The sequence below is a fragment of the Rhizobium cauense genome, from assembly GCF_019511525.1.
In the GTDB taxonomy this organism is placed as follows: domain Bacteria; phylum Pseudomonadota; class Alphaproteobacteria; order Rhizobiales; family Rhizobiaceae; genus Rhizobium; species Rhizobium cauense.
In genome coordinates, this window is the sequence record NZ_JAEUAT010000014.1 from 90,565 (window position 1) to 116,069 (window position 25,505).

Consider the following 25,505-nt stretch of genomic DNA (forward strand, 5'->3'; position numbering starts at 1 on the left):
ACGCCCGCTCAAGGAGCCCCCATGCCTACTGCAGAGAAATTGAAGCAGCGCTCGCTGATCGAGCGCTATGTACCGGTCGACCACACCCAGGTGAAATTTGATGGTGGGTTCTGGAAAAGCTGGACAGAGACAGTGCGCGACGTGACCATTCCGACGCAGCACATGCGGCTGGAAGAGGAAGGATTTCTCGAGGTGCTCGACTTCGACAAACCCGCCGGCCCGCTGGTCCGCCCGATCCAGCCGAGTGGGCTCTCGATGCAGCACTTCTTCGATTCCGATTTCGGCAAGTGGATCGAGGCGGCAAGCTATACCTTGAGGGCTCATCCGAACCCCGACACAGAGGCCAGGATCGACTCGATTGTTGAAAAGCTAGAAGCCGGTCAGATGGCCGACGGCTATCTCAACAGCTGGTTCATTCGTCGCGAACCGGACAAGCGCTGGACCAACCTTCGCGATCTGCACGAAATGTACTCGATGGGACACCTCCTCGAAGGAGCCGTTGCCTACTTCGACGCGACCGGCAAGCGACGTTTTCTGGACGTCATGATCCGCGCCGTCGACCATATCATTGACACGTTCGGTCGCGAGCCGGGTAAACTTCGTGGCTACGACGCTCACGAAGAGATCGAGCTTGCACTCATCAAGCTTTACCGTGTGACAAAGGATCCGCGCCACCTGAAACTTGCGACCTACTTCGTCGATGAGCGTGGCCAGATGCCATCCTACTATGACGACGAAGCGCGAAGGCGTGGAGAGGATCCGTCTGACTACGTCTTCCAGACCTATGCCTACAGCCAGGCGCATATGCCAGTGCGCGAACAAACGCAGGTAGTCGGGCACGCAGTGCGTGCCATGTATCTCTTCTCGGCGATGGCTGATCTTTCGGTAGAGAACGACGACGAAAGCCTGAAGGTTGCCTGTGAGCGCCTGTTCGACAACCTGGTGGGACGCCAGCTTTATGTCACCGGTGGCCTTGGCCCCTCCGCGTCGAACGAAGGCTTCACACGCGAGTATGATCTACCGAACGAGACTGCGTACGCCGAGACCTGCGCTGCCGTGGCGCTCGGCTTCTTCAGCCATCGCATGGCTCAGATCGAACTCGACAGCAAGTTCACTGACAAGCTTGAAACAGTCCTCTACAACGGTGCGCTCTCAGGGATCTCGCGCGATGGCGAACACTACTTCTATGAAAACGTGCTCGAGAGCCATGGACAGAACCGCCGATGGAAGTGGCACTATTGCCCCTGCTGCCCAACCAACATCGCTCGCTTCATTACATCGCTTGGCCAATACTTCTATTCAACCAGGTGTGACGAGGTCGCCATCCACCTCTACGGCGAAAGTTCTGCAGAACTGTCAGTGGGTGATACTCTCCTGCGTCTCAAGCAGACGACCGAATATCCGTGGAACGGTGATGTCAGGATTTCGGTTGGCCTTGATCGGCAGAAGCGTTTTGCCATGCGTGTGCGCGTTCCGGGCTGGTGCCGTCAAGCGAAGGCATCCGTCAATGGAGAGAGCATAGCGCTCAATGTGATCAAAGGATATGCAGCAATCGAGCGTGAGTGGCTTGACGGCGACGAAGTGCGACTTGACTTCAACATGCCCGTCGATCGCCTCTATGCGCATCCGGCCGCAACGGAGGATAACGGCCGCTTTGCGCTGCGCCGTGGACCGGTCATTTTTTGCGTGGAGGAAGCCGACATTGGTACGGAACCGCAGCGACTGCGGTTGCCCTCGCGAGGCGAGATTGCAGTGAGGTACGACGACACACTTCTAGGCGGCGCGACGGTCCTGGAGGGCGACGCCATGGAGGCAGACGCAACCGACTGGAAGGAAACTCTCTATCGCACGCAGCCGCCCGCGTTAAAGCCGACACGCTTCAAGGCTATCCCCTACCACCTGTGGGCCAACCGCGAGCCCGGCGCGATGGCCGTTTGGCTGCACGAGAAGTAAGGAGGCGACGATGGCACGGCTCGAACTGCGAAATGTAGTCAAATCCTACGGCATCTATGAAGCCGTACGCGGCATCAATCTTGAGATTGAGGACAACGAGTTCGTTGTCTTTGTAGGTCCGTCGGGCTGCGGCAAGTCGACGACACTCAGAATGATCGCCGGGCTGGAGCACATAACAGGCGGCGATATCGTCATCGGCGATCAGGTGGTAAACCGCCTTGGTCCGGGTCGACGCGATATCGCAATGGTGTTTCAAAACTACGCTCTCTATCCGCATATGAGCGTACGTGAGAACATTTCCTTCTGCCTCGAACAACAGAAGCTGCCGCAGTCCGAAATTGACAGCCGCATATCCCGTGCAGCTGAAACGCTCCATATTACGGAGTTGCTGTCGCGCCGTCCGGGCCAGCTTTCTGGTGGACAGCGCCAACGGGTCGCCATGGGGCGCGCCATCGTACGCAATCCCAAGGTCTTTCTGTTCGATGAACCGCTGTCCAATCTCGATGCCAAACTGCGCGTGCAGATGCGCACCGAGATAAAGAGGCTGCATCAGCTTCTTCCGACCACGACCGTCTATGTGACACACGACCAGGTCGAAGCAATGACAATGGCTGACCGCGTCGTCGTCATGAACGGTGGCATCATCGAGCAAGCGGGACCGCCTCAGGAGCTCTACCACCATCCCGTCAGCCAGTTCGTGGCCGGTTTCATCGGTTCGCCGGCGATGAATTTCCTTTCGGCGCGACTGGAAGGATATGATGATGGACTTGTCGTGGTCCTCGAGGACGGAACCCGGCTTGCGGTACCTCCCGCCAGAGCCGAAGCTTATAAGGCTCACGCGGGCAGGCCTGTCGTCTTCGGTATCCGACCAGAAGCAATCTCGTCTGAAGCGTCGAAGCCTGGTTTCGAAACCATCAAAGCGGATGTTGATCTGGTTGAGCCACTCGGGCCTGAAACGATGATCTATTTCAACATTGGCTCGGTCATTATTTGCGCAAGCATTGATCCTGAAAGCGACCCGCGCCCTGGCACCCGAATGCCCCTCTCGTTCAACATGAACCGCATGCACCTGTTTGACCCGGACGGAGGCAGATCGCTTTCGCTCTGATGGCCACCGTCAGTGTGAACAAAGCGGTCTGAGTTCACTCCCGAGCGAACAGGGGTGAACTCGTCCGCCTTGATCGTTTGCCGGTCAATGTTAGCTAGCGAGCGGCCCTCCGCGATCACGCACCATCTGCCTGAGCCGCGAAAAGACAGCTGGTGATTGACGTACGCCGTCATGTTCGAACTCGTTGGTGACCCAGGTTTGAACGTTGCCAACGAGGCGCGCGGTCTCCAACGACAGTTCCGCGTCAACGTACATGTCGTCGAAGTAGACTGCGGCAGCCACAGGAATCTCGTTTGATGCGAGTCTCGCCGGCTCGTAAAGTTGCTCGAACCGATCGTAGCGCGCCAACCCCTCCACTGCGTTACGGAACGGGCGCAGTGAACGGATTTCCTCAAACATCCATGGGTACATCATCTCGCCCGTTAGATAGAGCGGGCGCTCTGACACACCGAACTCCGGAAAGTCTGACCGCACGCGCTCGGCCGCCCATCCTGTTGGCTCTGTCGCCTGTCCGTAGATGCTTTCCTGAAGCGCCGCGAACATCGGGTTGCCATCATAAGAGGTCAGGGACATGACAGCGCTAAGGAAGGCATCAGAAAATCGCGTTTCCTCAGGATCAGCAAAAGCCTCATCAACAAGCCAGTGAATATTCTCGTAACCGGGCGCCATCCCAAAATCGATGCCGATGGTCTGAAATCTGCGCACCGTCAGGCAGTCTCCGTCCGGAAGCCTAACATCGCCCGCAGCGATACAGTCAGCAATCCGACCAATTCGATCGTGGTCTGTAGGATAGCGCTTGTAAAACTCACGGTTTTTGGCGGCCACCCGGGGATATGTGCGGCGGTAAACCTCATCGGCTGTAGCTGACAAGCCGGCAAGCCCGCCGGTGACATAGCACGCCGCCAATCCTTCTGGTGCCTGCGAGAGATAGGTGAGTGTCAAAAAGCCGCCGTAGCTTTGGCCGAGCGTTTCCCATCGTCCACCACCGAAAACTGTCCTTCTGATATGTTCGCAGTCGGCAACAATGCTGTCGGCGCGAAAATGACTGAGGTACTCGGCCGCCGCTTTCCCATTGCCGAAACCCGCCATGGTGGCGCTCTCGATGCGTGTGCTCCTGCCCGTGCCGCGTTGGTCGAGAAGAACCACGCGGTGCGTCTTCAGTGCCTCACCTAGCCAGGGCGGACCGCCTCCGACAGGACGCGGCGATTTTCCGCCGGGGCCCCCTTGCAGGAAGAGAAGGATCGGCAAGGTGTCCTTCCTGCGTGTCGGATCTGATACCTCGCGCGCGAACACCTTGATCGTTGCCTGTTCCTGGCGCTTCCAGTCCAGGGGAACGTCGACGAGATGATCGCGGATGTGAATGCCTGGAATCGTGTATTCGCTGATGAGCATGTTACAAACCTGGATTTGCGTGTCGACAACTTGCCTACAATTGCCCTAACCTGGAATCAAGCATCTCGTTTCGAAGCATTGGTCGCAGGTAGATAGTCGCATGTTGCATTCCCCCTGGTCTCATCCCGTCTCGGCAATCACGCAAGAGGAGCGCTACGGCCGTTTGTCGCGACTGCGTGAACGGATGCACACCGATGGCGTCACGGCAACCTTCCTTGGGCCAAGCGAGAGCCTGCGCTACTTCACCGGTCTTGTCTGGCATCTGAGCGAGAGACTGCTGGGCGCAGTCGTGACAGACGAGACACTCACCTACATCGTGCCGGGCTTCGAGCGCAGTCGCGTTGAGTCACTCCCTCACCTGCCGGGTGACATTCTTGGTTGGGAAGAGGACGAAAATGGCGTCGAGCTCGTTGCGAGATTGCTCGGTCCAATAGGCAGCCTCGCACTTGATGACGCGCTCCCGCTTGCCTTCTACCATGCATTTGCCGAAGAGATGGGTGCTGCCCGGCTTGTTGACGCCGGACCACTCCTCCGCTCGATACGGGCGATCAAGTCACCAGGCGAGATCGCTCTAATACAATACGCAATGAACATCACGTTGGGCATCCACCGTGAGATTCGAAGCACGATCGCGCCTGGTGTCGCCGCATCGGAAGTGGCTCGCCTGATCGACAAGATGCATCGGGATGCCGGTGCCGACAATGGCTCGAGTTTCTGCATAGTGTCATTTGGAGCCGCGACATCGCTGCCGCACGGCGCAGATGGTGAGCAGGTCCTCGAACCTGGTGACGTCATTCTGGTTGATACCGGCTGCCGCATTGACGGATATCACTCTGACCTGACACGCACTTACATGCTTGACGGTGGCGATCGCGATTTCGAGCGAGCATGGTCAATCGAACGCCAAGGACAGGAGGCGGTGTTCGAGGCGGCGAAGCTCGGTGCGCCGTGCGAAAGCCTCGACGATGCGGCTCGCAATGTGTTTGCCCGTCATGGCCTCGGCCCGGACTATCGTCTGCCTGGCTTGCCGCACCGCGCCGGTCATGGCCTCGGTCTCGAGATCCATGAGGCACCGTTCATCGTCAGGGGGAACAAAACACAACTTGCTCCGGGAATGTGTTTTTCGAACGAGCCAATGATTGTCTTTCCCGGTGCATTCGGCGTCAGATTAGAGGATCACATCCACATGACCGAAGCCGGTCCGCACTGGTTCACGACGCCCGCAGGAAGTCCAACCGAGGTTTAGAGCGAGAACTGCAGCCGCTGAAAATCCGCTTCGCCGTCAGCGAGGCCCCTTAGGCTGATCGCAACCAAATTTGTCACCGCCGTTCGCTGCATCAGGCAGCCGGCAAAGAGGGCGGTGATGGCCACTGAGCCTTCTCCGTCACTGCCGGCGGTTCCTATTTTTCCTCGACCGAGATCCCCTTCTCGCCGATCGAAATATTAACCCCTGAAGGCTTTGTTTCCTCGCGGAAAATGTAAATCCCCATGCCCAATACCACGACTATCAAAATTCCGATCAGGAGGTACGGGCCATTGCGCATGTTTGTTATCCTCTTGCTATTGAACAGTTTAACATAGGAAGCCAGCATGCGTTGGCAACTCAGTCAGCGGGAGTGCGCCGTGACATCGCAAATCCATGCCGTCCAATTTCTGGGTTTCGACACCTTCGGCACGATCGTTGACTGGAGGACGGGCGTTGCGCGAGCGGTAAATTCGTTTGCAAGCGAACATGGTCTCTCAATCGACCCTTTTGACTTCGCCGACCGATGGCGGGCACTCTATCAGCCAGCGATGGAGGAGGTTCGTTCCGGCAGGCGTGGATGGGTAGCGCTCGAAGTTCTGCATCGTGAAAACCTGGAAACAGTCCTTCGCACCATGGGATTGGATGTCGCCGCCTTCGACGATCAGCAGCTCGCGCACGTCAACCGTGCCTGGGAGCGGCTCGATCCGTGGCCGGACTCCGTCGAAGGTTTACGACGCCTCAAGAAGCGCTATACGATCGCTCCCATTTCGAACGGAAGCATTGCCGGCATGACGGAACTAGCGCGGTTTGGTGGCTTGCCGTGGCAGTTTATCCTTGGAGCAGAGATCACAAGGACCTACAAGCCGCAGCCGCAGACCTATCTCGGATCGGTGAAGGCAGCAGGGCAGAGACCGAAAACAAGTGCAATGGTCGCCGCTCACAACAGCGATCTATCAGCGGCACGCGCTCTGGGCATGGCGACAGTGTTCATTCGTCGACCAATCGAACATGGCCCAGATCAGACAACAGATCTCGAACCAGAGGACGACTGGGATATCATAGCTCAGAACCTGATCGAAGTGGCCGAACGCCTTGGATGCTGACGCATGGCCAAAGAGCCCGCCAATGTGCCGACGCCAATGGCGTCGCAGTCCCTCCCGCGTTCACGCGGCGCATGCTGCAAGGACCTCTCATCTTATGGGCGCTCCAGATGGAATTGGTACACGTCAATCGTGCCGATGCGGAACCCTGTGGCGCAGTAATGCAGATAGTACCGCCACATCCGATGGAACCGCTCGTCGAACCCCAGCGTCCGAATGCGTGTCCAGTTTTCGACGAATGAGCGCTCCCAGTGAAGCAGTGTCCTCTCGTAATCACGACCGAAAGCGAATTCATCGGCGAGGACCAGTCCGGATCCTTCGGCCCTCTCCCTGAAGATCGTCGGTGATGGAAGCATGCCCCCAGGAAAAATGTAGGCCTGAATGAAGTCAGCGTTGTGCCGGTAGCGTTCGAAACGCGTCTCATCAATGGTGATGACCTGGATCATCGCCTGGCCGCTCGGCACGAGCAGTTCTCTCAGGTGATTGAAGAAGCCCCGCCAATTCTCCTCGCCAACCGCCTCGAACATCTCGATCGATACCACCTTGGTGAAGGGTCCCTCACAATCGCGATAGTCCTGCAAGCGGACCTCGGCCCTATTGGCGAGACCCGAGGCCAACAAACGCTGGCGCGTGTACTGCGCCTGCTTTGCCGACAGCGTCAGTCCGGTGACGCGGCAACCCGTTCGCGAGACAGCGTGTTCCATGAACCCGCCCCAACCGCATCCGATCTCGAGAACGTGGTCCTGCGGACCGATCCGAAGCGCCTGAAGAATCCGGTCGTACTTGGTACGCTGCGCCTCGTGCAATGATTGTCCCTCCTGCGTGAAGATGGCGGCCGAGTACGTCATCGTTTCGTCGAGCCAGGCGGCGTAGAAAGCGTTGCCGAGATCGTAATGGAAGGAAGCGTTGCGGCGACTGCCCGCAGGAGAGTTCCGCCGCAAGCGGTGCCTGAGATAGGCAAGCCGGCCAAGCACCGGGAAGGATGCGAGAACTGTCCGCAGCGACGCCTCGTTGGAGATCGCCATTTCCATGACCGCTCCAAGATCCGGCGTGTCCCAGTCACCATCGAGATAGGCACGCGAAAAGCCGAGGCTGCCACCTGTCACAAGCCTCCAGAACGGTCTCGCATTGTGGAACCGGATGGCGGCGGACGGACCAGCCTTCTTCCCCGTAACCACGTGCTTTCCACCGTTCGGAAACTGGAGCAGAAGGTGTCCGCGCTCGATCCCCTCGGCCCAACGACAAACAATCTGCTGCCAAAGCGACCAACTGGCGGCGAGGAAATCTCGAGCCTCCTCTTCAGCCTGACTCATGCTGTGACTCTTTCAACGAATTGAGGGGAACGACGGTCGTAGCAATGGTGGTGCGAGCGGTAACGTGGCGATGGACCGGAACGCCCTTCAACCAGAGGCGCAGTGCCTCCCAATGGATGCCGCCGATGACCTTCAACGTCATCAGCGGATAAGTGAAAAGCATTGAAAGCAGGCGGCGGTCAGACAATTCGACGCGTGCTCCGGTGAAACTGGCAACGAGCACCGGCCCCTTGCTGTCGTGCTCGTTAATCACAATCGCTACACGCTCTTCCGGCAGCGATATCCGGAAATTGTAGAAGCAGTCCATGGGAATGAAAGGCGAGACATAGAGGGCTTTTGGACAGGACTGTCGGATCACGTCACCGCTGGGGTCGGCAACAGGGATCACATAGGTGTGCCGCTCCTGAAACGTATTGCAGACCTCATAGAGAACAGCACGAACCCTCCCGTCATGCCCGCTGCAAAAATAGACCGTCAGCGGATTGAATACAAAGCCAAGGATACGTGGATAGCAGACGATACCGATCCGGATGCCGTCGATAGCGACGCCGGCTGCCACGAGTTGGCGCACGATCCAGGCGCGGAGTCCACCGGGCAACCCGTCACCGTGATCGCTGTCATGGAATGAGTAGATCGCCCGCCGGTTATGTCCGAACAGCCGAAGATTGTGGTCGAGCACCGGCAATTCGTCGAGGTCCAGAAGCACGGCGAAAACGCTGTATCGCAGCCGATGCCAGCGCGGACGATGGCGCTGATGCGTGACCTGACCGGCATAAAGGCAAGAGTTGCATGTCATTGGACCATCGCAACGTTCGCAGTGGACGGGAGCAAGCCGGACCCACCTGCCCAGGGACGAACCTCCCCGCTGATGGTCTCGGCGACGGAAAGTCCCGATTGCAGACCGTCCTCATGAAAGCCGCTGCCGAAGTGGGCACCACAGTACCACACCCCACCGCGCCCCTGCAGCCGCCAGAGTTCCTTCTGCGTCCCAAGTGTCGATGTATCGAACAGTGGATGGTCATAATCGAACTCTGCGAGGACCCGTTCGGGCGCGATCTCTCGGTGTGGGTTCAGCGTGACGAACAGTGGCGTGGCCGGATCGATACCCTGCAGCCGGTTCATCCAGTATGTAACGCAGAGCGGCCGATCGCCGCCACGCTCCGGGTCTGCGATGTAGTTCCAGCTCGACCAGATCTTTCGGCGCCTCGGCATCAACTGATCGTCGGTGTGCAGCACGGCCCTGTTGGTTGTGTATCCGATCGTGCCCAGCAAGGCCCGCTCCTGCCGGTCTGGATCCGCCAGCATGGCCAGTGCACAGTCTGCATGTGTTGCAATCACAACGTCGGTGAAGATGTCGCGATTGCCGCTTCGTTCCGTGACAACCACACCGCCATTGTCGCGACGAACCTCTTTGACAGCGCTGCTTAGGCGGATCTCACCGGAGAAATCTTTGAGGAGCCGTTTGACATACTCGCGACTGCCGCCAGTGACCGTTCGCCAACGCGGGCGATCGGAAAGGGCAAGCAGGCCATGACGTTCGAAGAAGCGGACGAATGCTTGGAGGGGGTAGTCGCGTATCTGCGTTGCAGTCGTTGACCAGATCGCCGCCCCCATCGGCAGCAGGTGATCTTTTACGAAAGCGTCGTTGTAGCAGTTTTCGTCGAGATATTCACCGAGCGTCTTCAATTCCAGTTCCTTTTGGAGAAGCGCGCCCGGCGCCTGACGATAAAAGCGCAGCGTCTCGGAGAGCATGCGCCAGAAGCGCGGCCGCAAAATGTTGCTGGGCTGGCCGAGCAAGCCGCCAATACCGGAGCCGGAATATTCGAACGCGCCCCCATCGAGCGATGCCGCGAAAGACATTTCCGAGCCTCGTGTCGTCACCTTGAGATGCTCGAAGAGGGCAACGAGGTTTGGGTAAGTGCGATCGTTATAGACAATGAAGCCCGTGTCGACCGCGACAAGTCCTGAACGCGTTAGCACTGATACCGTATTAGCGTGTCCGCCGGGGCTGTTTGTGGCCTCATAAAGTACCACGTCCATGCTGCGGCTGAGAAGCCAAGCCGCGGACATTCCAGATATGCCAGCACCGATCACGGCCACCCGCCGGCGCGAAGCAACGGCACGATCGCGATCGATGCGCATTATATCCTCTTCCGTCAGCCACAGTTCTGCTTGTCATTACGGCGGGAACCTACGACCGGATCTACGCAACCTCAGTTTTTTGAGCGGCGGTGATCCGGCACTCTGCCTCCACCGTAACGGACCCCGTCCAGGCGATTGCACGATCAAGCCCATTGGCCACAGCGCAGCGAAGGTTTCGTCGTTCGCTGACGCGATGGGGGCCACTCACTCCAAAGGAGCATGCAGCGAAATGGCCTACCTGATTTCGTACGCAGCAACGGCTCTGGTGTTCCTCGGCCTCGATTTCATCTGGCTGACGCGCATCTCGCCAGCATTCTATCGCAGCCACATCGGCGAGCTTCTGATGGCGCAGCCAAACTTGATCGCAGCCGCTACATTCTACCTTCTCTATGTGGCTGGCATCGTTTTCTTCGCTATCGCGCCGGCGTTGAGCACGGGCAGCTGGACCACTGCCCTCCTCTCCGGCGCAGTCCTCGGGCTTGTCGCATTCGGCACCTACGATATGACGAACCTCGCGACGCTAAAGGGGTGGTCTGTACAAGTTTGCATCGTCGACATGCTCTGGGGCATGGCAATCACGGCCACGTCCGCTACTGCTGGGTACATGGTGACCGTGCTGTCACGTTCAATCGGGAACGCATGACATCATCCCCCTAAAATAAGCGACCTCTGTCCGTTTGAGATCAAGCTCAGGTGGCAACAGGTTATTTCCTAGTGCCCTTCACAAGGCTGCGACCACGAACCTGCTCGACGAAATCGCCGAGCTTTGTACACAGGTGATTACTGGAGCGTTGAGGCTGTAGCGCTAATCCGACGCAGACAGAAAACTGAGACAGACCCGCCGCAGCCCCCGGACCGCACGCGAACAGTCAGCGGCAGATGCGAGCAGCGCATTTCTTCAAGCAGACTGATGAACTCCGTCAGGTCGGTAGACCAACGCTGCGGATAACCCAAGACGTACGATCCATTGCGCGCAGTCGACCCGACCATGGTGAAGACGTACAATTCACAGAAGCCAAGTGCTCACAGGAGGCTGCCAAGTGGCCAGTCATATTGCTTTGACCCCTTCCGCGCGCCGATTGATGATGGATATAGGCGCTGTGTGGGACGACGACATTGCAAGGCATCGTGACGTTGTTCTTAACGTCTACGGCGAAATTCTGCGTAAGTCCTCCAACACGGGAGTGTCGGTAACGCGTGACATTCCTTACGGCGCGCATCCGCGCCAGGTGCTTGACTGTTTTGTCCCGGATGACGCCAGCAATTCGCCTGTAATGTTTTTCTTGCACGGAGGGTCATTCGTCGGCGGCTGTAAACGCGTAACCGACGAAGTTTACGACAATGTGCTCTATTGGGCTGCGCGACAGGGTTTTGTCGGCATCAATGTGGAGTATCGCCTTGCTCCTGAATCTGTGTGGCCGGGCGGGGCCGACGACTTCGCACTGGCATTGGAATGGATGCAGACCAATGTATCAAGGTATGGAGGAAACCCGGCATCGGTTTTCGCGATGGGGCATTCAGCTGGGGGCACGCACCTTGGCACCTATGCCTTTGACCCCGCCGCGGCTTACTTTGGACGCGGTCTGAAGGGCCTTGTCTTGCTCTCGCCCCGGATGCGGGCTGACGCTCTACCGGAAAATCCGTTCGCCGGGAGCGTCCGGTCCTATTTTGGAGCCGACGATGCACTCTATGACGCGCGTTCACCTGCGACGCATGTTGGAATATCCATGCTTCCGCTTATGATCGCTATCTCGGAGTTCGAGAACCCGCTACTGGATGTCTATGGCCTGGAATTGGCATATAGAGTTGCCTCAGCACGCAGGAAAGCCCCCCGTTTCATCCGGTTGGCCGGACATAACCACATTTCCATGATTGCACATTTCAACACATGCGAAGATGATTTGGGCCAGGAAATAGTAGCGTTTACGCGCTATCTTATGTAGCAGGCTTGGCTTCCACCAGCCTGCGAAAGGGCAGGCACCGCCACACCGTTGCAAGCATGCAATGACGTTGGCCCTGGACGCGCGCTCGCAAGCCTCGCCTCACCCTAAAAAAAGGTGCAGGCCGCCCCGGCGCCACATGAACACCGTTGAACTGCTGCCAAGCTCCAGTGTCACGCGTACGATGCTGCGCGAACCGTGCCGGCACGCAATAGCACCGTTGGCCTAGTCCTGACGCGCAACCGCCGGCAGCGAACTTTCGTCGTGCAGGCGGCCTTCCGTCTGTCGAGCTGCCGCCACGAGGCGGCGCTGTGCTCGAATGGCATGCCATTGCTGGTCGATAAGCACGCCGATAAGGATCACACCACCCATCACGGCAAAGTTCAATGACGACGGGATGCCGAGCAGGTTCACAAGGTTCTGCAATTCCTGGAGCAAGACTGTGCCAAGCACGACACCGACAATCGACCCCTCGCCGCCACGCAGCGAAAACCCGCCGAGCACTGCAGCAGCAATCGCATAGAGTTCGTAGAATTGGCCATGGCTTGCCGGTGAGATCGAGCGCGTGTACATCGCAAAATAGATCGCCGAAAGAGCCGTAAGCAATCCACAGATGACGTAGGCCGACATGATCATTCGGCCGGTGCGGATGCCGGAATAACGGGCTGCTTCCTCGTTCTTCCCAATGGCATAGAGGTAACGCCCGAATACGGAACGGTGCAACACCACCCACATCACCACCGTGATGATCACAAGCGCAATGAAGGTGTTGGGTACGCCGTAAAATCGACCGGCCGTCAGGAATTCGAGGTCCGGGAAATTCTGGCCAAATGCAAATCCCGCTGTCCCATCAGCAGTGTAGAAACGAGCCGCACCGCGATAGATCAGCAAGCCACACAAGGTGACGACAAAGGGTTGCAGATTGAGCCGGGTTATCAGCCAGCCGTGAATGGCCCCGATGAGTGCGCCGAGCACAAGAATGAGCGGCAGCGCCAGCATCCAGGACATCTCCTGAACCGCAATAAAATCGATGAAAAGGACACCGAGAAGCGCGACGAGCGAGCCCACGGAAAGCTCGATACCACCTGTAATGATGACAAAGGCCTGGCCAATGGAAAGGATACCGAACAGACCGATCAGGTTGGCGGTGTTGGCCAGGTTGATCGGCAGCAGGAAACGTGGATTGATGATGGCGACGACGATGCCGACGACGACGATCAAAAGCAGCAGTCCGAGGTCTTTTTTTATCATTGGAGATCCGTTCCCCGATACTTGGTTTTACGTGGCCGCGGCCGTTAGTTTACTCTCTTGCCGACGGCAAGCAAAAGCACGCTTTCCTGGCTGAAGTGATCCTCGTCCAAAATGCCGGAGATTTGCCCCTCGTGCATGACCGCGATGCGATCAGATACGCCGATCACCTCTTCCATATCGCTTGAGATCATCAGGATGGCGACTCCAGCGTCGGCAAGCGCTCGCATCAGGCCGTAAATCTCGTTCTTGGCCCCGATGTCAATGCCACGTGTCGGCTCATCAAAGATCATCACCTTCGGCTTCATCGAAAGCCATTTGGCAAGGACCACCTTCTGCTGATTGCCGCCCGACAGCGTGCCAGTCCGGGTCGAAACGGAAGGCGCCTTGATGCCCAGGCGAACCCGTTGCTTCTCGGCGGCCGCCGTTTCCCGGTCGGCAGAAAGCATGTGGCGGGTCGCAAGCTTGGGAAGATCGGCAAGGGTAATGTTTTGAGCTATCGGAAAATCAAGAAGAATGCCGTTGCGCTTGCGATCTTCCGGCACCAGGAAAATACCGCGCGAGACAGCGTCACGCGCAGAGCGGATCGCAATTTGCTGACCGTCCTGCAGAACGGCTCCGCCATAACTCTTGTCAATTCCAAAGAGTACCCTTGCAAGCTCGGTACGCCCTGAACCGACAAGTCCGGCAAGCCCGAGGATCTCTCCATAACGAATATCCAGATCAACTGGTCGGGACGGGTAGGCCTCAGTGCGCACACCGCGCGCTGTCAGGGCAACTGACCCAGGCGCCCGCTGAGGCTTTGCCGTGCGGGCCGCAAGCACTCGGCCAATCATGAGCTTGACCATCTGGTCATGGCCGATCTCAGTCTTGGCCAGCGTGCCGACGAGCGAGCCATCGCGCAACACAACGACCCGGTCGGCCACACGCTCGACCTCGTGGAGGCGATGGGAAATGAAGATGACACTGATGCCATCGGCCTTCAGCGACTTGATGATGCTCAACAGCCGCTCGGTTTCGGCCAGCGGAAGGCTGGATGTCGGTTCGTCGAAAATGACGAGCCTGGCGTTGATGGACAAGGCCTTGGCGATCTCAACCATCTGCTGCTCTGCAAGCGAAAGCGATGCGACGGGCGTGTCAGCAGAAAAATGCGCGCCCACGCGCTTCAGGAGCGGCCTTACCATTTCTCTTAGCCGATCACGATCTACGAGCTTGAAGAGACCCGCCTTCAGCGGCTCACGGCCGAGGAAGATATTGGCGGCGACGTCGAGATTTTCGAAGAGATTGAGTTCCTGGTGGACGAAAGCGATGCCGGAAGAAATACTCGACTCTACACTGAGCGAGTGCAGTTCCTGACCGTCAAGCAGGATCGTACCCCGGTCAGGCGCGATCACGCCGCCGAGGATCTTCATGAGCGTCGATTTTCCTGCCCCGTTTTCGCCGACGAGGCCGATGACCTCCCCCGGCATGATGTCCATTGACAGGCCATCAAGTGCGACGACGCCCGGATATGTCTTGCCAACACCGGAAAGAGAAAGGAACGGTGTCGCTGGTACGTCCGGCGACGGGATGTCGGAGCTGTGGTTCATTACCTGACCATGGCTGCTGATGCTTGGCTTGATACGTCGCTCGCGGCGGCAACACGCGTCACCGCCGCGAGGATCTGTTACTTGCCTGCCATGGCTTTCAGGTTGGCGGCATATTTGTCGACGTCGTCCTTGCCGATGATAACCGTCGGGATGATGATCAACCCATTGGCGGGAACGCCTGATTTGTCGCCCTTCAGATAGGCAGCCATCAGCTTCATACCCTGGTAGGCCCACTCGAAGGGTTGCTGCACCACGGTGCCGGCGATCGTTCCTTCCTTGACGCCACCAAGAGTGATCGGATCGTCATCAAAACCGACGACGGTGACCTGGCCGAGTTTGCCTGCGTCGCGCAGCGCCTCATAGATGCGCGGCGTATTGTAGGAGTAGAAGCCGACCATGCAGGTTACGTCGGGGCTGGCAACCAGCGCATCCTCGACATTCTTCTTGGCACGGGTCTGGTCGATATCGTCGCCGCGCACGTCGGCGAGCTCGATCTTCGTACCCTTCAGCCCCTCCTTCATGCCCTCGATGCGTTCCTTGGCATTGTCTGCACCAAGTAGCCCAACGAAGCCGATGCACTTGCCGCCATCAGGCATCGCCTTCTTGGCGATTTCAGCGGCCTGCTTGCCGGCATCAACGTTCGACGAGCCGATATAGGCGACGCGGTTGGTCTGCGGAGCATCGCTGTCGGTTGTAAAGAGTGCCGTCTGCGAGCCGATCTTGTTCAGACCATCGGTCTGGGTCTTGGGATCGACGGCGGAAACCATGACCCCTTTGACACCGGCGCTGACAAGGTCTTCCATCAGGCGCTGTTGAACTGCGACCGAAGCCTGCTCAGGATATTTCAGCTGCATGTCGTAGTCTGGCATTTCGCCCTGGGCCTTCTTCACACCTGCCTCGGCGGCCTTCCAGAAGTCGGAAGCCCCGTTGACCACGAATGCGAGCGTGGGCTTGTCGGCGGCATGGGATACCGCCATAGGCGCGGCGCTCAGCATCAATCCGGCGAAGAACAAGGCTGCATTGCGTTTCAGCTGATTCATAATACACCTCCCGAAGGGCCGCAGTAGCAAGGGCCCGATTGCAACTTGCGGCCGGCCGGATGCGCGCCCCCTCCTAGGGCGGTCGCAGAGCGACGAGTGGCATAAGGTTCCGATCGCTCCATGACGGTATACAAGAATTTTAATTAGTAAATAGTATTATCAATCAAGATCAAAACATTTCATGGAATGGTTGCGGAAGATGCGCATTTGTTTAGATCAGACGAGGTGCGTTCGCGCTTATAGCAATTCATGCGATTGCTAGCGTGGCCTTCTCAGTGCTAATATTAATTATCAACGCCACGCAATGATTTACCTTTACAGATTTGTGCAAGCGGATTTTCAAGAATGCGGAAGAACAACATTTCGGACGGAAACGAGCCTGCGACAAGCAAGCCTTCGCGAGGGCGAAAGGCGTCTCGTCCGGAACGCGTGACGATGATGGATATCGCCAAGGCCGCGGGTTGCTCTCAGGCGGCCGTCTCCTTCGTCCTCAACAACACGCCCGGCACCCGCATTTCGCAGCAGACCCGCGATCGGGTGTTCGAGGCTGCTCGAGCGCTAGGCTATGTTGGAGCAACATATCCAACGCCAGCCTCTTACTCGGGCCTGGATAACGTCATTGGCTTCGCTGTCGACCAGCTTGCGACCAGCCCTGAAGCGATCGTTGCGATTGAAGGCGCCCGACAGGCCTCCTGGAAAGCCGGTAATGTCCTGTTGGTGGCGCAAACTCTTAGCGATCCGGTCATGGAGCCGAGGGCAATCAAGGCGCTGACGAGCGGCGGCATATCGGCGCTGATTTACATGACGATCTTTACCCGCGAGGTTGAACTCCCTCCCTATATCTACAAGCTCAACATCCCAACCGTGCTTCTAAACTGCTATACCGCTGATTACGCCTTTCCCTCCGTGGTACCGAGCGAAATCGCGGGAGGACAGAGTTCCACGCGTCACCTGATTGCGCACGGACACCATCGTATCGCGACGATCACCGGAGAAATCTGGATGCAGGCCGCGCAAGACCGGCTTACCGGATACCGTCGCGCGCTGGCGACAGCCGATATTCCTTTCGATCCGGAGCTGGTCATCGAAGGCGACTGGTCGGCCAGCGCCGGTTATGCCGCGACGACGAAGCTGCTCGCTCTGAAGGAGCCGCCCACGGCGATTTTCTGCCAGAACGACAGGACGGCGATTGGGTGCTACGAAGCACTAAAGGATGCCGGTCTTCGCATACCGCAGGACATGTCGGTGGTGGGTTACGACGACGAAGACATCTCGCGACATCTCGTACCGCCGCTGACGACTTCTATCCTTCCCCATCTCGCCATGGGGCAATGGGCGATCGAACATCTCAACCCGGAAAGCCTTCCAGGCAAGAAGCGCTATCCGATTACGAAGCTCGAATGCTCGCTCGTCAAGCGCCTCTCCGTCGCCGCGCCGAAAACCAAAGCGCCACAGATTCTCGACGGGGCGCTCACTCTGAAATAGGCCTCGATATCGAGCCTCGGGAAAGACGACGCGCATGGCAAAGCTTCGGTTCCAAAACCTCGTTCGAGCGTTAGGCCATTGCAAACTCTCTTTGGATTATAGCCAGCGGAAGGATGCTCTGCCCCGCCGATTGAGGTCATGCAATGTAATCAATTCCGAAAGACCACTTGTTGGATCCGAAAGCCGTAACCCTCTTTTTCCGACCATCAAGGAAAGCAGACGAGGGCATCCGCGGATCGTTCCGCCGTCGGTGTTCGCTGTAAAAATACAAGGGCCCGACAGGCTCGTGCCATAGAGGCCAATTCTTCCGCTTTTTGGCATGTCAATTTCCAACGAGTTTCACGTGGCAGATAATGGCCGCATGCATCATCTGTGTGACAGAAGGGGCCCAACGGATGAAGGTGCGACGCAGTGAGCGCAAGCACGTGGCCAGGAGTGCCGTGGAAAGCCTAGTCTCTTTAGGTGCACAGCCGATGCCGTGGTGTCAGGTGCGCCTATACCTAAGTTCAATTACGATGCGCCGTTGCACTGGTTTAACTCTCCCTTAGATTGACGATCTGCGAAACAAGGGCTTCCGCGCCCTACAGTAGCTTTCTGATCTAGCGCGGGCTGTCTCTCCCGCATTTGCTTCAAACGTGTCGCAGCAGCAACCCGACCATGGAGGAGCCCGAATTAGTCGCCAGGCATCAGCCTCCAATCGCAACAACCGACATACCGGCCACTCCCGTGACTTAGCGGTTGGACACACGGCGTACGACAGGCAGGCTAGACTTAGCCAAAGTCTTCAACTCAAAAGCCGCTACTCCGATTCAACCTGAAAGGAAGTACCAATGCAGAACGAAGAGCGCCCACCGTTTCCGCCGTTTACAAGAGAGACCGCAATCTTGAAAGTTCGGGCAGCAGAAGACGCCTGGAACAGCTGCAACCCACAAAGGGTATCGCTCGCATACACGCAAGATAGCCATTGGCGTAATCGTGCAGAATTCATCAACGGCCGTGCTGCAATCGTGGATTTCCTATCCAGGAAATGGACGCGCGAGTTGGACTATCGGCTAATCAAGGAACTATGGGCGGCAAATGAGAACCGCATTGCGGTCAGATTCGCCTACGAGTGGCATGACGATTCCGGCAATTGGTTCAGGTCTTACGGCAACGAAAACTGGGAGTTCGCCGCAAATGGCCTGATGCTTCGTCGTTTTGCTTGCATCAACGACCTTCCAATTGGAGAGCAGGACCGTAAATACAGGTGGGATCGTAGCGGCCCACGCCCGGCCGATCATCCAGGCCTTACGGACCTCGGCCTATGACGGACCACCGCCTCGGCGAAACTGCGACCGCGCCTCTCGCGGGCGGACGATAAGGCTAGTGACGGGCGACCAACCGAGTTTCGGGTGGAGCAAAGGGTTCCGCCAGGTGGCATTAGCCCAGCATTGTCATTTGCGAGGCCACTTGCTCCTCGAAGAATTTCGAGAAAGTAGCAATGCGCGGCGGCAGTGCCTGATAGGGCGGATAATATAACGTCAGCCAAAGGTCTGGAGGCGCCCAGCCCTTGAACACATGTACGAGACGCCCCGTTCGCAGATGTTCGGCAATGTGGAAGCCGGGCAGCATCGCAACACCCGTCCCATCGGTCGCCATGTCGGCCAGGACTTCACCATTGTTGGCGCTGAAGGAGCGCCCCGCCGAAATCGTCATGCTCGACCCGCCGTCCGAAAGCACCCAGGTCTCCCTTCGGCTCTCGCCGCTGTAGGCTAGGCAATCGTCCGGTGTAAGCTCGCCTGGATGCTGCATGGTTGCGTAGCGGCTTCCGGGCGCCGCCACGAGAATACGGGGCACGACGCGGATCTTGCGCCAGATGGTGAACTTGTCGGACGGCTCGGAGGATATGCGGATCGCCAGGTCATAGTCCTCATCGACAATATTCACGAGCCCGTCCGACAGCGAAATCTCGAAGCTTATCTTTGGGTACCGCTCCCTGAAGCCCGAAAGTATGGGCGGCAGCACAGCCTTGCCGAACCAGGTCGGCGCGCTGATCCTTAAACGCCCCTCATCAGCCTTGTGAGCATTCATCACCTCCTTGCGCGCATCCTCCAGCATAGCGATCGCCGGCTGTATCTGGGCGGCAAACACAGCGCCGTCGGTCGTCAGCGACACTTGGCGCGTGGTGCGTACGAAAAGTTGAAGGCCGAGATCGGCCTCGAGTGCGGCAATTGCTCGCGTCACGGCAGCGGGGGTCATGTCGAGTTCACGTGCGACCTGGGCGAAGTTACGCTTCTCGGCCGCCAGGAGAAAGGTTTTCAGGGCTTTATAGTCGTTCATCTCGATTATTTCAAAAATGGTAATTCAATCGAAAGGAATATTGCAATTCCGGAGATTGATCAATCGGCTTACATCTTCGTCATCAAACAGACCAATGCCCGAGAGAAAGGCCAGGAACATGATCAAAGACATCAAGGGACTGCATCACGTCACATCGATGGCGTCGGACGCCCTCCAGAACAACCGGTTCTTCACCGACACGCTCGGCCTGCGCCGCGTCAAGCAGACCGTAAACTTCGACGACCCGAGTGTTTACCACCTCTATTATGGTGACGAGAACGGTTCGGCCGGCACGGTCATGACTTACTTCCCCTTCGAGCACATGATGCGCGGTCGGGCCGGTGTCGGCGAAGTTGGCGAAACCCAGTTCTCAGTGCCGAAGGGCTCGCTTGCCTTCTGGCGTGACCGTCTTACCGCACAGAGTGTTGGCGGCCTGCAGGAAGACACGGTCTTCGGCGCCAGGCGCCTGCGCTTCAACGGCCCTGATGGAGACGGCTTTGCGCTCATCGAGACACCCGATGACGCCCGACCTGCCTGGACTGGCGCTGATGTCAGCCAAGAGGCCGCGATCAGAGGTTTTTCCGGAGCTCGCCTCAACCTGCATGACACTGCTGCGACGGAAGAACTGCTCGGCTTCATGGGCTACGAGCGCACCGGCAAGGAGGGGGATGTCACCCGCTTCGTCATCCCGGGCGGCAATGGTGCCGACACGATCGATCTCGTCGCCTTGCCAGAAACGCCCTTTGCCCGTCAGGGCGCGGGTTCGGTCCATCATATAGCGTTTGCCGTCGAAAATCGCCAAAAGCAGATCGAAGTGCGCAAGGCGCTTATGGATACCGGCTACCAGGTAACCCCTGTCATCGATCGGGACTACTTCTGGGCCATCTATTTTCGCACGCCGGGTGGGGTCCTGTTCGAGATTGCGACGAACGAACCTGGCTTTAATCGTGACGAGGACACCGCCCATCTCGGCGAAGTGCTGAAACTGCCGACCCGTTACGAGCCGTTCCGCGATAGGATCGAAGCCAATCTCCAGCCTCTGGCTGCCTGACGGACCCCTTGGCGATAGACGCCGGCAATTCCAAGCGCCGCAGGACTAACCTCCTGCGGCGCTTCACGATTTTGTGTTCTGCGGATTGTCGCAAACGTGCCTTGAAGAGGCGTGGCACCGCCCGTAAACGAACGTTCGGCTCACTAGGCGATTACCGTCGCGAGCTGCGGCATCGAGATGCCGTACCGAATGCTTCGAACGGAAGGTTGCTGACTTGGGACTCATCTCTATCGATCACACCAAACCCGTCCAGTTAAAGCCAACGGACAGTTTTGGCTGCCCATTTGATAAGCTCTACAAGGACCAGTCGGTCGTGGGTGCCGATATCGCCTTTTTCCGCAAGGGCAGTCGCGACGGCCATCTGCAGCAGGTTGAGGCCCCGGCCAGCGATCGCGGTTTCGTCGTGGGCGTATCCACGAGCGGCGGGCATTCCCGGCGTGTCTTCCATGAGCACCACGCGACCAATCATGCCTTCGATCGGGACGCAATCTACATCCGAGACCTGTCCGACCATTACAAGGCCGACCTCGGCGGCGCTTTCGACTTTCTGCTCCTTCAAATTTCACCGGCCTCGCTGGAACGGATAGCTGCGGAGGCTGAGCTTGCCGGCGTGAATTCGCTCGCTGCGGAAATGGCGTCGAAGGATGTCGTGCTCTCTAACCTTGCCCGCGTGCTGATACCCGCGCTGGAAAGCCCCGAAGAGGCGCCGCAATTATTTGTCGACCAGATGGCGACCGCAATCGGCAGCTACCTCGTACAGCGCTATGGGAAGAGATCGGCGCCTAACACGCCCCGGTCCAGAAAACTGTCGCGCGTTCAGGAGACGCGGGCCAAGAGCCTTCTCCTCGACAACCTCGATGGCGAGATATCTGTCCTAGACGTCGCCAGGGCATGCAACCTGTCGCGCGGCTACTTCATTCAGGCCTTTCGCCAGACGACGGGCATGACACCTTACCAGTGGCTCCTCAACGAACGGGTTTCGCGTGCGCGAGAGCTCTTGCGCACGCCCGATATCTCGCTTTCCGAAGTCGCAATCTCATGCGGCTTTGCAGACCAGAGCCATTTCACGCGTGTTTTCACCAGTCTCCTCGGCACGACGCCTGGAAACTGGCGGCGCAGTTGCTGACCTCAGCGCTGCGTGCAACGGTGATTTCTAGGTTTTGTCAAATGCAAGTACATTTCGTCCTATCGACCTGACTTTTGGACAAGACCCGCCTCCGCAATTGAGCGATTCTCCGCCCCATTAAAATTAGGGGGTTTTCCGGTGGAGCCTGTAATCTTAAAGGGACTATTACCAGATTAATTATTGCACCCAGAGCAATTCAATCGGAATTAATATTGCAATTCCGGCACGCGCCAAATCGGTCTAGGTTTCGTTTCAGCAGCCAAGACGAAGTGAAAGAGACCGGCCGCTAACACTGATTAACCGGCTCCGGCCATCCACGAGCACTCTGAAAGCCACCCCGCGCCGACCAGAAAAGTGCGTCATAGTAACCCGCCGCATTAGCGGCTCAAGAAGACGGAAGAGGAACCTGAAATGTCCAAGAAGCTCGAAGTCCTGACCCCGAAGAACAGCCAGCTCATCTTCATCGACCAGCAGCCGCAGATGGCCTTCGGCGTCCAGTCGATGGACCGCCAGGTCCTGAAAAACAACGTTGTCGGCCTCGCCAAGGCTGCCAAGATCTTCAACATCCCGACGACCATCACGACCGTCGAGACACTGTCCTTTTCTGGCCACACCTTCCCTGAGCTCCTCGCCGTCTTCCCGGAAAATGACATTCTCGAACGGACCTCGATGAATTCCTGGGATGACCAGAACGTCCGCGACGCACTGGGCAGGAACGCCGCCGAAGGCCGCAAGAAGATCGTCGTTTCCGGCCTGTGGACAGAAGTCTGCAACACCACCTTCGCGCTGTCTGCGATGCACGACATGCCGGACTACGAGATCTACATGGTGGCCGACGCTTCGGGCGGCACGTCGTCCGACGCCCACAAATACGCGATGGACCGGATGGTTCAGGCCGGCGTGGTTCCGGTAACCTGGCAGCAGGTCTTGCTCGAATGGCAGCGCGACTGGGCTCACCGGGAAACCTATGACGCGGTCACCTCGCTTGCCAAGGAGCATTCCGGCGCCTACGGCATGGGCATCGATTATGCCTACACGATGGTCCACGACGCAGCTGAACGCGTCACCCACGGCAAGCGCATCGGCCCGAACCCGGCCAAGTAAGTCCGCCATCCAACCCATTCGGCCCGCTTTGGCAGTATGACGAACGATGTCTTGCCGAAGCGGCGCCTCCATCGTCGAGGACGCAGTGATGAAACTTTACCTCCTGTCTCTGGGTGCCGGTCTCCTGGTCGGCATTGTCTATAGCCTGCTGAACGTCCGCTCTCCGGCTCCGCCGGTGGTCGCGCTGATCGGCCTTCTCGGCATCCTCGTCGGAGAGCAGATCATTCCCCTTGCCAAGTCCTACTGGAGCAAGGAGCCAGCTGCCATTTCCTGGATCAATCAGATCAAGCCGCACATGTTCGGCCACATGCCGAAGGGCACCAGCGCGGATCTGACGGCAGCCCGCAAATCACCGGCCAAGGTCGAAAGCTGATGACAGCGAGGGCGTTAATACTGCCGTCGCGATCAAGGACGGTAACTTTCTGGAGGTTGGCACCGATGCCGAAGTCATGGCCTTCGCCGGCCCCGACACCAGGATCGTCGACCTCAAGGGCAAGCGTGTCCTGCCGGGCCTGATCGATAACCACACCCACGTCGTGCGTGGTGGCCTGAACTTCAACATGGAACTGCGCTGGGATGGCGTTCGCTCGCTTGCCGATGCCATGGACATGCTGAAGCACCAGGTTGCGGTGACACCTGCCCCGCAATGGGTGCGCGTCGTCGGCGGCTTTACCGAGCACCAGTTCGTCGAAAAGCGCCTGCCCACGATCGAGGAGATTAATGCGATTGCGCCCGACACGCCGGTCTTCCTGCTGCATCTTTATGACCGGGCGCTCTTGAATGGTGCAGCCCTTCGTTCCGTAGGCTACACAAAGGACACGCCGAACCCGCCAGGCGGCGAGATTACCCGCGACGCCAATGGCAACCCGACCGGCATGCTTCTGGCCAAGCCGAACGCTGGCATTCTCTATTCGACGCTGGCCAAGGGTCCGAAACTGCCCTTCGACTACCAGGTCAATTCCACCCGCCACTTCATGCGTGAACTGAACCGGCTTGGAATTACCGGCGTCATTGATGCCGGCGGCGGTTTCCAGAACTATCCGGACGACTACGAAGTCATCCAGAAACTGTCGGACGAAAACCAGCTCACCGTCCGCCTCGCCTACAACCTCTTCACCCAGAAGCCCAAGGCCGAAAAGGAGGACTTCCTCAACTGGACGTCCTCGGTTAAGTACAAGCAGGGCAATGATTACTTCCGCCACAACGGCGCCGGCGAGATGCTGGTCTTCTCAGCCGCCGATTTTGAGGATTTTCGCCAGCCGCGACCAGAAATGGCACCGGAAATGGAGGGCGAGCTCGAAGAGGTCGTCCGCGTTCTCGCCGAAAACCGCTGGCCCTGGCGCATGCACGCTACTTATGACGAAACCATCTCGCGCGCACTCGACGTCTTCGAGAAGGTCAACAAGGACATTCCTCTCGAAGGCCTGAACTGGTTCTTTGACCATGCCGAAACGATCTCGGAACGCTCGATCGACCGCATCGCAGCACTTGGCGGCGGCATCGCCACCCAGCATCGCATGGCCTATCAGGGCGAATACTTCGTGGAGCGATACGGCCATGGCGTTGCCGAGGCAACTCCGCCGATCCGCCGTATGCTCGACAAGGGCGTCAACGTTTCGGCCGGCACCGATGCCACGCGTGTCGCCTCCTACAACCCCTGGGTTTCGCTTGCCTGGATGGTTACCGGCAAGACAGTTGGCGGCATGCAGCTTTATCCGCGTGCAAACTGCCTGGACCGCGAAACGGCCCTCAGGATGTGGACAGAAAAGGTGACCTGGTTCTCCAACGAGGAAGGCAAGAAGGGCCGCATAGAAAAGGGCCAATTCGCCGATCTCGTCGTGCCGGACAAGGACTTCTTCTCCTGCGCCGAGGACGAGATCTCCTTCCTGACATCCGATCTCACCATGGTCGGCGGTAAGGTCGTCTATGGCGCCGGCGACTTCAGGACACTCGACGAAAGCGATGTGCCGCCAGCCATGCCCGACTGGTCGCCGGTCCGAAAGTTTGGCGGTTATGCCGCCTGGGGTGAACCTGATGGCGCTGGCCGCCATTCGCTGCGCCGCACCGCGATCGCTTCGTGCGGCTGCGCCAGCGACTGCAGTGTCCACGGCCATGACCATGCGGGCGCTTGGACGTCGAAACTGCCGATATCAGATCTCAAGGGCTTCTTTGGCGCGCTTGGATGCTCTTGCTGGGCCGTCTGAGCCCGACCACGACCATTTTGCCGCTAGCGTGGGCAGCGCATCACCGCTGCCCCTTCCCCATCTTCTACTTAATTGCAGATTTCGCAATTAATTCGAAATTATTGATGCAATTGTTGGCGGCAATCATTCCAGCCAATATCGCTCC

General features: G+C 58.2%; 22 protein-coding genes and 1 pseudogene. 13 read left to right on the forward strand and 10 right to left on the reverse strand.

What is annotated here, in order from left to right; genetic code table 11:
• Nucleotides 1–21: 21 nt before the first annotated feature.
• Both JNB88_RS23245 and JNB88_RS23250 read left to right on the forward strand, forming a co-directional pair.
• Nucleotides 22–1,953, forward strand: coding sequence for a glycoside hydrolase family 127 protein (locus tag JNB88_RS23245; protein ID WP_220357480.1), 1,932 nt, complete (start codon nucleotides 22–24; stop codon nucleotides 1,951–1,953).
• 10 nt (nucleotides 1,954–1,963) lie between these two features.
• Nucleotides 1,964–3,061 carry an ABC transporter ATP-binding protein gene (locus JNB88_RS23250; RefSeq protein WP_220357481.1) on the forward strand — a complete coding sequence of 366 codons (1,098 nt, stop codon included), beginning with the start codon at nucleotides 1,964–1,966 and terminating at the stop codon, nucleotides 3,059–3,061.
• Nucleotides 3,062–3,151: 90 nt separating this feature from the next.
• On the opposite strand, the gene JNB88_RS23255 is transcribed toward JNB88_RS23250, so the two are convergent.
• Nucleotides 3,152–4,453 carry an alpha/beta fold hydrolase gene (locus JNB88_RS23255; protein ID WP_220357482.1) on the reverse strand — a complete coding sequence of 434 codons (1,302 nt, stop codon included), beginning with the start codon at nucleotides 4,451–4,453 and terminating at the stop codon, nucleotides 3,152–3,154.
• Between the two features lie 100 nt (nucleotides 4,454–4,553).
• On the opposite strand from JNB88_RS23255, the gene JNB88_RS23260 reads away from it, so the two are divergent.
• Nucleotides 4,554–5,699, forward strand: a complete 1,146-nt coding sequence (locus JNB88_RS23260) for a M24 family metallopeptidase (protein ID WP_220357483.1) — start codon at nucleotides 4,554–4,556, stop codon at nucleotides 5,697–5,699.
• Here JNB88_RS23260 and JNB88_RS34195 read toward each other — a convergent pair.
• Together JNB88_RS34195 and JNB88_RS23265 are read right to left on the reverse strand one after the other, a co-directional pair.
• Nucleotides 5,696–5,824: a hypothetical protein gene (locus tag JNB88_RS34195; protein WP_262928087.1), complete on the reverse strand. Its 129-nt coding sequence runs from the start codon at nucleotides 5,822–5,824 to the stop codon at nucleotides 5,696–5,698. The genes JNB88_RS23260 and JNB88_RS34195 overlap by 4 nt on opposite strands.
• Before the next feature lie 29 nt (nucleotides 5,825–5,853).
• On the reverse strand, nucleotides 5,854–5,997 hold the full coding sequence (locus tag JNB88_RS23265) for a hypothetical protein (RefSeq protein ID WP_220357484.1): 144 nt from the start codon (nucleotides 5,995–5,997) through the stop codon (nucleotides 5,854–5,856).
• Between the two features lie 79 nt (nucleotides 5,998–6,076).
• Between JNB88_RS23265 and JNB88_RS23270 the strand changes: the two genes are divergently transcribed.
• Nucleotides 6,077–6,802: a haloacid dehalogenase type II gene (locus tag JNB88_RS23270; RefSeq protein WP_338111027.1), complete on the forward strand. Its 726-nt coding sequence runs from the start codon at nucleotides 6,077–6,079 to the stop codon at nucleotides 6,800–6,802.
• 92 nt (nucleotides 6,803–6,894) lie between these two features.
• Here the strand turns inward: JNB88_RS23270 and JNB88_RS23275 are convergent, their stop codons facing one another.
• Genes JNB88_RS23275 through JNB88_RS23285 form a run of 3 tightly spaced genes read right to left on the reverse strand, consistent with a single transcriptional unit; the run spans nucleotide 6,895 to nucleotide 10,254 of the window.
• A complete protein-coding gene (locus JNB88_RS23275; RefSeq protein WP_220357486.1) occupies nucleotides 6,895–8,112 on the reverse strand; it encodes an SAM-dependent methyltransferase in 1,218 nt (405 codons plus the stop codon).
• Nucleotides 8,099–8,908: a DUF1365 domain-containing protein gene (locus JNB88_RS23280; protein ID WP_220357487.1), complete on the reverse strand. Its 810-nt coding sequence runs from the start codon at nucleotides 8,906–8,908 to the stop codon at nucleotides 8,099–8,101. Before JNB88_RS23280 ends, JNB88_RS23275 begins: the two co-directional genes overlap by 14 nt.
• Nucleotides 8,905–10,254, reverse strand: coding sequence for an NAD(P)/FAD-dependent oxidoreductase (locus JNB88_RS23285; RefSeq protein ID WP_220357488.1), 1,350 nt, complete (start codon nucleotides 10,252–10,254; stop codon nucleotides 8,905–8,907). Before JNB88_RS23285 ends, JNB88_RS23280 begins: the two co-directional genes overlap by 4 nt.
• Nucleotides 10,255–10,483: 229 nt before the next feature.
• On the opposite strand from JNB88_RS23285, the gene JNB88_RS23290 reads away from it, so the two are divergent.
• Both JNB88_RS23290 and JNB88_RS23295 read left to right on the forward strand, forming a co-directional pair.
• Entirely contained in the window at nucleotides 10,484–10,897 is a 414-nt protein-coding gene (locus JNB88_RS23290) for a DUF2177 family protein (protein ID WP_220357489.1), read from the forward strand.
• A 376-nt stretch (nucleotides 10,898–11,273) separates the two neighbouring features.
• A complete protein-coding gene (locus JNB88_RS23295; protein ID WP_220357490.1) occupies nucleotides 11,274–12,197 on the forward strand; it encodes an alpha/beta hydrolase in 924 nt (307 codons plus the stop codon).
• A gap of 222 nt (nucleotides 12,198–12,419) precedes the next feature.
• Here the strand turns inward: JNB88_RS23295 and JNB88_RS23300 are convergent, their stop codons facing one another.
• From JNB88_RS23300 to JNB88_RS23310, 3 genes are all read right to left on the reverse strand, one after another.
• Nucleotides 12,420–13,445, reverse strand: coding sequence for an ABC transporter permease (locus JNB88_RS23300; protein ID WP_220357491.1), 1,026 nt, complete (start codon nucleotides 13,443–13,445; stop codon nucleotides 12,420–12,422).
• Between the two features lie 44 nt (nucleotides 13,446–13,489).
• Nucleotides 13,490–15,031 (reverse strand): sugar ABC transporter ATP-binding protein, encoded by a 1,542-nt coding sequence (locus tag JNB88_RS23305; protein WP_220357492.1) that lies wholly within the window; start codon nucleotides 15,029–15,031, stop codon nucleotides 13,490–13,492.
• 77 nt (nucleotides 15,032–15,108) lie between these two features.
• Entirely contained in the window at nucleotides 15,109–16,071 is a 963-nt protein-coding gene (locus JNB88_RS23310; RefSeq protein ID WP_037135395.1) for a sugar-binding protein, read from the reverse strand.
• 435 nt (nucleotides 16,072–16,506) lie between these two features.
• On the opposite strand from JNB88_RS23310, the gene JNB88_RS23315 reads away from it, so the two are divergent.
• Entirely contained in the window at nucleotides 16,507–17,556 is a 1,050-nt protein-coding gene (locus JNB88_RS23315) for a LacI family DNA-binding transcriptional regulator (protein WP_156142594.1), read from the forward strand.
• Nucleotides 17,557–18,386: 830 nt separating this feature from the next.
• Complete coding sequence (locus JNB88_RS23320; protein ID WP_037135393.1) at nucleotides 18,387–18,863, forward strand: nuclear transport factor 2 family protein; 477 nt, start codon at nucleotides 18,387–18,389, stop codon at nucleotides 18,861–18,863.
• 112 nt (nucleotides 18,864–18,975) lie between these two features.
• Here JNB88_RS23320 and JNB88_RS23325 read toward each other — a convergent pair whose 3' ends face one another.
• Nucleotides 18,976–19,875 carry a LysR family transcriptional regulator gene (locus tag JNB88_RS23325; protein WP_220357493.1) on the reverse strand — a complete coding sequence of 300 codons (900 nt, stop codon included), beginning with the start codon at nucleotides 19,873–19,875 and terminating at the stop codon, nucleotides 18,976–18,978.
• 118 nt (nucleotides 19,876–19,993) lie between these two features.
• Here JNB88_RS23325 and JNB88_RS23330 point away from each other — a divergent pair, with 118 nt between their 5' ends.
• The 5 genes and pseudogenes from JNB88_RS23330 to JNB88_RS23350 all read left to right on the forward strand — a co-directional run.
• Nucleotides 19,994–20,926, forward strand: a complete 933-nt coding sequence (locus tag JNB88_RS23330; RefSeq protein WP_220357494.1) for a VOC family protein — start codon at nucleotides 19,994–19,996, stop codon at nucleotides 20,924–20,926.
• Between the two features lie 214 nt (nucleotides 20,927–21,140).
• Complete coding sequence (locus JNB88_RS23335; RefSeq protein WP_220357495.1) at nucleotides 21,141–22,052, forward strand: AraC family transcriptional regulator; 912 nt, start codon at nucleotides 21,141–21,143, stop codon at nucleotides 22,050–22,052.
• A 411-nt stretch (nucleotides 22,053–22,463) separates the two neighbouring features.
• Nucleotides 22,464–23,156, forward strand: a complete 693-nt coding sequence (locus tag JNB88_RS23340; RefSeq protein WP_037135388.1) for a hydrolase — start codon at nucleotides 22,464–22,466, stop codon at nucleotides 23,154–23,156.
• Between the two features lie 88 nt (nucleotides 23,157–23,244).
• Nucleotides 23,245–23,529, forward strand: coding sequence for a XapX domain-containing protein (locus JNB88_RS23345; RefSeq protein ID WP_223217301.1), 285 nt, complete (start codon nucleotides 23,245–23,247; stop codon nucleotides 23,527–23,529).
• 19 nt (nucleotides 23,530–23,548) lie between these two features.
• Nucleotides 23,549–25,360 (forward strand): annotated as a pseudogene (locus JNB88_RS23350) (amidohydrolase); the annotation flags it as partial.
• Nucleotides 25,361–25,505 lie beyond the last annotated feature (145 nt).